Annotated in this window: 2 protein-coding genes; both read right to left on the bottom strand. The window is 70.9% G+C overall.

Annotation, left to right across the window (positions count from 1 at the left end):
* Positions 1–683: beta-ketoacyl synthase N-terminal-like domain-containing protein (locus tag C4V41_RS60385; RefSeq protein ID WP_235031111.1), on the bottom strand; the 683-nt coding region annotated here is incomplete at its 3' end.
* A gap of 5 nt (positions 684–688) precedes the next feature.
* Entirely contained in the window at positions 689–7,177 is a 6,489-nt protein-coding gene (locus C4V41_RS60380; RefSeq protein ID WP_327537533.1) for a type I polyketide synthase, read from the bottom strand.
* Positions 7,178–7,189 lie beyond the last annotated feature (12 nt).

Here is a 7,189-nt window from a genome sequence, read left to right as displayed (position 1 = left end):
AACGCATCCGGCGTGGCCATCACCGTCACCCCGCCCGCCAGCGCCAGATCACACTCCCCACTGCGCAACGCCTGCGCCGCCAAATGCAACGCCACCAACGACGACGAACACGCCGTGTCCACCGACACCGCCGGCCCCTCCAACCCCAAGGAGTACGCCACCCGGCCCGAAATCGTGGCCCCACCCGTACCCGACGGCGCATAATCGTGATACATCACCCCCGCAAACACCCCGGCGCTACTCTCCCGCAGCGACGTCGGATCGATCCCGGCCCGCTCCAACCCCGCCCAGCACACCTCCAAAAACTGCCGCTCCTGCGGATCCATCTCCGCCGCCTCACGCGGACTGATCCCGAAAAACGCCGGATCGAAATCCGCCGCCCCATACAGGAACCCACCCTCCCGCGCATACGTACGCCCCGGCTTACCCGGCTCCGGATCATAAAGACCGGCATCCCAGCCACGATCAGCCGGAAAACCACCCACCGCATCCACACCGTCCACCAGCAACCGCCACAACCGCTCCGGATCATCCACCCCACCCGGATAACGACAAGCCATCCCCACGATCGCGATCGGCTCCCGAGCGCGGGTCGTCAGCGCGCGGTTCTGCTGGCGCAGCCTGGCCGTCTCCCGGAGAGAAGCGCGCAGTGCCTCGACGAGCTTTCCGTCACCCTCCGCCATCTCCCTCACCACTCCTCGGTCTCGTCATCCGGTTGCCCGTTGTCCAGCGCCATCCTGATCAGGCCTTCGGTATCCAGTTCGTCGATCGCGTCGACGTCCGCCGTCTCGTCTGGGGCCACGGCTCCGTTCGCACCGTCGGGACGCACTCCGGCGAGCTCCAGCAGCCCGTCCAGCAGTCCGGCGGCACGCAGGGCCGCCAGCGGTACGGTCTGCAGCGCCATGCGGATCGCCGTCTCGTCTCGGCCGTTGGCGGCACCGTGATCCCCGCCGTCGGTCTTCGGTGCGATGCGCCTGATCAGGTAGTCGACGACCGCTCGGACCGATGGATGATCGAACACCAAGGTGGTCGGCAGCCGGAGCCCCAGCGCGGCACCGAGTCCGTTCCGCAACTCCACCGCCGCCAGCGAGTCGAAGCCCAGCTCCTGGAATGCCTGGTCCACTGGGACGGAGGCGGGCGAATCGTGGCTGAGCACCGCCGCTGCCCGTGCGCGTACCAGTTCGGTCACCGCTGCCTGGCGCTCCGCGGCGGACAGCTCCGCCAGCCGGGCGGCGAACGAAGCCTCCCCCACCGGACTGTCCGACACCGCCCTGCGCCGCACCCCCACCAACTCGCGCATGTGGAGTTGGCGACAAGCCATCCCCACGATCGCGACGGGATCGTCGGTGACCGCCGCCGGACGTCGTGTTCTCCGCTGGTCGGCCTGCCCGCCTAGCAGCCGGCGCAGCACGAAGTCCGTCAGCGCCTTCACCGACGGGTGGTCGAAGACCAGCGTCGCAGGCAGGGTGAGCCCGGCCGCCCGGCCCAGCCGGTTCCGCAGGTCCACCGCCATCAGTGAGTCGAAGCCCAGCTCCTGGAAGGCCCGGTCCACCGGGACCGACTCGGCCGCGCCGTACCCCAGCACCGCGGCCGCCTGCGCGCGTACCAGTTCGGTCACCGCTGCCTGGCGCTCCGCGACGGACAGCTCCGCCAGCCGAGCGGCGAACGAAGCCTCCCCCACCGGACTGTCCGACACCGCCCTGCGCCGCACCCCCACCAACTCGCGCAAAAGCTCGGGCACCCGCTCCACCGACTGGGCACGCAACGCACCCACCGACCAACCAGCCGCCACCACCACACCCCGCCGGCCCTCGGCCACCACCCGATCCAGCACCGACAGACCAACCCCAGCAGACAGCGGGACCAACCCCTCCCGCACCATCCGCTCCCGCTCCCGATCAGACAACCGACCGGCCATACCCTCCTCGGCGTCCCACACCCCCCACGCCAACGACAGCGCCGGCAACCCCGCACCCACCCGCCCCACAGCCAGCGCATCCACCGCAGCATTAGCCGCCGCATAATTACCCTGACCCGCCGCACCCAACGTGCCCGCCAACGAAGAGAACACCACAAACTGCGCCAGATCCCGCGTCCGGGTCAGCTCATGCAGATACCAGGCCGCATCCACCTTCGGCCGCAGCACCGCCTCCACCCGCTCGCCCGACAACGACGTGATCACCCCGTCGTCCACCACCCCCGCCGCATGCACCACCGCCCGCAGAGGATGAGCACCGGGAATCCCCTCCAGCAGCACCGCCAGCGCGTCCCGATCAGCCACATCGCAGGCGGCGACAGACACCTCGGCACCCAGCCCGGCCAGCTCGTCGCGCAACTCGGCCGTCCCAGGGGCGTTCAGGCCCCGGCGGGAGACCAGCAGCAGGTGCCGTACGCCGTGTTCGGCCACCAAATGCCGCGCCACCAACGCACCCAGCCCACCGGTACCGCCGGTGATCAGCGTGGTCCCATCGACCGGCCAGACCGCCACCGGCTCCTCGCCGAGGCGGGCCCGCTCCAGCCGGGGTACCCATGGCCGGTCGCTGCGGATGGCCACTTCTGGCTCGTCGCCGGGCAGCGCCGAGCTCTCCAGGGTGCTCAGCTCCGGCTGTACGGCAGTCCCAGCAGCGGCTGCGCCGTGCCCTCTCGTCCGCACCGGCTCCAGGTCGACCAACGTGATCCGGCCAGGGTGTTCCTGCTGGGCCGCGCGCACCAATCCCCAGACCGCCGCGCCCGCCGGGTCCGGCTTCTCTTCGTCGGTCACGGCGACCGCGCCCCGGGTGGCCACCAACACGGGTCGCGGGTCCTCTTCGGCCAGCCGCTCCTGAAGCTCCGCCAGCACCGCCCCAAGGCGGCGCCGTATCCGGTCCGGCAGGTCACCGGCGTCGTCCCCGGCACCGCCGGTGGCGTCCACCACAATGGCGCCGTCACGCAGCGCCGACCCTCCCCCGTTGTCGGCGGCGGATGCTCCGGTCAGCGGTCGCCACACCACCTCGGTGACCCAGCGCGCCACCGACGCCGCGGTCGGTGTCGACGGATCCGTCTCGGCCACCGGCCGGGATGCCACCGTCTCCACGGTGGCCACCGGCCGGCCAGTGGGGTCGGCCAGGTCCAGCCGGAACCCACCATCCGGCTCCGGGCGCAGCCGTACTCGCAGCGCGGTGGCACCGATGGCGTGCAGGGTGACGCCGTTCCAGTTGAACGGGATCAGCGGGCCGCCCTCCCCGGCGACCTCCCCGGCCAGCAGTGCCACGTGCGTCGTCGCGTCGAAGAGGGCGGGGTGCAGGCCGTATCGGGTGGTCTGTCCGGCTTCTTCGGGGAGGGTTATGTCGGCGTAGAGGTCGTCGCCGTGCTTCCAGGCGCGGGTGAGGCCGTGGAAGGCGGGGCCGTAGCCGTAGCCGTGGTCCACCAGGCGGTCGTACAGGCCCGTGGTGTCCAGCGGCTGGGCGCCTGGCGAGGGCCAGGCGTGGCTCAGGTCGGCGGGGGTGTTTTGGGAGGTGGGGGTGAGGGTGCCGGTGGCGTGCCGGGTCCAGTGCCCGTCGTCGTCCTTGGAGTGGATGCCGATCTGGCGTCGGCCGTCTTCGCCCGGTCCGGTCACGGTGACCTGCACGACGACGCCGCCGATGCTGTGCTGACCGGAGTCGGGGATGGGCAGAGGAGTATGCAGGGTGAGCTCATCGATGGCCGGGCACCCGACCTGGTCACCAGCGCGCAGGGCGAGCTCGACGAAAGCAGTGCCGGGCAGAATCGGAGTGGCGTTGATCGCGTGATCGGCCAGCCAGGGCTGAGCAGCGACCGACAACCGCCCGGTCAAAATGGCGCCGCCATCGGGCTGCTCCACCACCGCACCCAAGATCGCATGATCGGCGGCACCCAGACCAAACGCAGCCGGATCGCCGGCCGGAGCCGACTGCAGCCAGTAGCGGCGGCGCTGGAAGGGGTAGGTGGGCAGATCCAAGTCCCCGATGCGGGCACCGGCCGGCGCGGCCGGCGCGGCCTCGGTGGTCCCAATGGTCCAGGTTGGCCAGGCGGTCCAGTCCACAGCCGTGCCGCAGGTCCAAACCTGGCCCAGTCCGGCGACCAGTTGGGCGGTCTCGTGCCGGTCACGCCGTAGCAACGCCACCACCGAGGCAGGCTCTACGTCCCTGCGGCCGCCATCGGCACTGAGGACCTCGGCGTGTTCGTGGTCGGCGTTGTCGTGGTCGCCATCGGCACTGCGGGCGTCGTGGTGGGCGAGGGTTTGTTCGATCATGGGGGTCAGCTGGGCGTCCGGACCTGCCTCGATGAAACAGCCGACCCCGTGCCCGCGCAGGGTGGCGACGGTGTCGGCGAACCGGACCGGCCACCGCACGTGCTCGACCCAATACTCGGCCCGGGTGATCTCCTCGTCGGCCAAGTCGCCCGAGACGTTGGACACCAGCGCCAACTCCGGACGCCGCAGCGTCAGTCCCGCCACGACTTCCTCGAACTCGGCCAGCATCGGCTCCATCAGCGGGGAGTGGAACGCGTGCGACACCCGCAGCGGCCGGGTCCGGTGCCCGTGCTGCCGCGCCCAGTCGACAACTTGGGTGACCTGGTCGGATGCGCCGGAGATCACCACTGAACCGGGCGCGTTGACCGCAGCCACCGCTATCTGGTCGTAGCCGGCCAGCACCGGGGCGAGCACCTCTTCACCGCAGCCGATCGCCGCCATCGCACCACCGGACGGCAACGCCTGCATCAACCGGCCACGAGCCGCCACCAGACGGCACGCATCGGCCAGGTCCAGCACGCCAGCGACATGCGCCGCAGTGATCTCGCCCAGCGAATGCCCGGCCACATAATCGGGCCGGATGCCCAGCGATTCCAGCAGCCGGAACAACGCCGTCTCCACCGCGAACAACCCAGCCTGGGCAAACACCGTCTGATCCAGCACCGTCCGATCCAGCACCCCACCAGAACCGGACCCAGCAGCCCCAGAACCACCAGCCTCGCTGGCCTCGCCGAGGATGATCTCCCGCAGGGTCGCACCACCAGCCAGGCCGGTCACAACCTCTGCGGCGTTGGCGGTGGTGAGTTCGGCTTCCAGTAGCGCGCAGGTCTCATCGAAGGCGCGGGCGAACACCGGGAAAGCCGCATACAGCTCGCGACCCATCCCAGGCCGCTGAGCACCCTGACCAGAAAACAACACCGCCACCCGGCCCGGCCGCACCCGACCCTGCACCACCGAAGACGACGCCAGCACCCCAGTTGCCAGCACCCCGGCCGCCAACCCTCCGGCCGCCGGCTCTCCGATCGCCAACGCGCCGGTTGCCAACGCGCCAGTCGCCGACTCGCCAGCGGCCAGTGCCCGCAACCCGGCCAGCAGACCCTCCCGATCCGCCACCGGCAGCACCGCCCGGTACTCCAACGCCGCCCGGCGTGCCAGCCCGGCCGCCACCTCCACCGGACCAGCCGCATCATGCCCGGCCATGAACCCGGCCAGCCGGGCGGCCTGCGCCCGCAACGCCGCCTCGCTTCTGGCCGACACCACCACGGGCAACGCCACAGGCACCGACGGCACCGGCCGCGTAGCCGCAGGGTCGCCCTCAGGTGCAGGGGCCGGGATGCCGTTCCGCTCTGCCAGCCCCGCCGCTTCCTCAGCAGAGGGCGCGGCCGTACCGACGCCGACCACCGACGGTTCCTCAACGGGCGGCTCTTCCACGATCACATGAGCGTTGGTGCCGGAGATGCCGAATGAGGACACTCCCGCCCGGCGTGGCCGGTCCGCGTCCTGGGGCCAAGGCTGGGGTTTGGTCAGTAGCTCTACCGCGCCGCCGGACCAGTCCACCTTCGACGATGGCGCGTCCACGTGCAGCGTCTTGGGCAGCGTCTCGTGTCGCATCGCCAGGATCATCTTGATCACACCGGCCACCCCGGCCGCCGCCTGAGTGTGACCCAGATTCGACTTCACCGACCCCAGCCACAACGGCGACTGCCGGTCCTGACCGTAGGCGGCCAGCAACGCCTGCGCCTCAATCGGATCACCCAGCGCCGTCCCCGTGCCGTGTGCTTCGACCACGTCCACATCACCGGGCGCGAGGCCGGCGGCCGTCAGCGCCTGGGCGATCACCCGCTCCTGTGACGGGCCGTTCGGCGCCGTCAACCCGTTCGACGCCCCGTCCTGGTTCACCGCGCTACCGCGCAGCACCGCCAGCACCCGATGCCCACGACGGCGGGCGTCCGACAGCCGCTCCACCACCAGCACCCCGGCGCCCTCGCCCCAGCCGACTCCGTCGGCCGCTTCGGCGAACGCTTTGCAGCGGCCATCGGCGGCCAGGCCCCGCTGTCGTGAGAACTCCACGAACGCATCCGGGGTGGCCATCACCGTCACTCCACCGGCCAGCGCCAGGTCACACTCGCCGGTACGCAACGCCTGCGCCGCCAAATGCAACGCCACCAACGACGACGAGCACGCCGTGTCCACCGACACCGCCGGCCCTTCCAAGCCGAACGTGTACGACACCCGCCCGGACACCACACTGCCCTGCGTTCCGGTGGCCACCAGCCCCTCGGTCTCCGGTGTGGCGACCGCGCCGGAGCCGTAGTCGTTGGCCATTACTCCGGTGAACACCCCGGTCGGGGTGCCGCGCAGTCCGGATGGGTCGATGCCGGCGTGCTCCAGGGCCTCCCAGGAGGTTTCCAGGATGAGCCGCTGCTGGGGATCCATTGCCACCGCCTCGCGCGGGCTGAGCGCGAAGAACTCCGGGTCGAAGTCGGCGGCACCGGACAGGAATCCGCCGGTGCGGACGTACGACGTTCCGGGGTGGTCGGGATCTGGATGGAACAGCGATCCCAGGTTCCAGTTTCGGTCGGTGGGGAAGTCGGTGATGCCGTCGCGGTCGTCGATCAGGAGTTGCCAGAGGTCTTCGGGGCTGGTGACCTGGCCGGGGAAACGGCAGGCCATCCCGACAACGGCGATCAGATCACCAGCAGACCCGCCGGCAGGACCGCCGGGCGGGCCGGCCGGGGCCGGGCGGGGCCGGGCGGCGGTACCCGACAGCGCCGTGTCCAGATGCGCCGCCAGCGCGCGCGGAGTGGGATGATCGAACACCAGCGTGGGGGTGAGCCGCAGCCCGGTCACCGTGTGCAGCCGGTTACGCAACTCCACCGCGGTCAGCGAATCGAACCCGAACTCCTGGAACGGCCGATCGGCATCGATCGCCTCAGCCGT

It is taken from the genome of Nonomuraea solani (genome assembly GCF_900108335.1).
Classification (GTDB): Bacteria; Actinomycetota; Actinomycetes; order Streptosporangiales; family Streptosporangiaceae; genus Nonomuraea; species Nonomuraea solani.
Note: the sequence above shows the minus strand (reverse complement) of the source record. Positions and strands in the feature narration are given on the sequence as shown.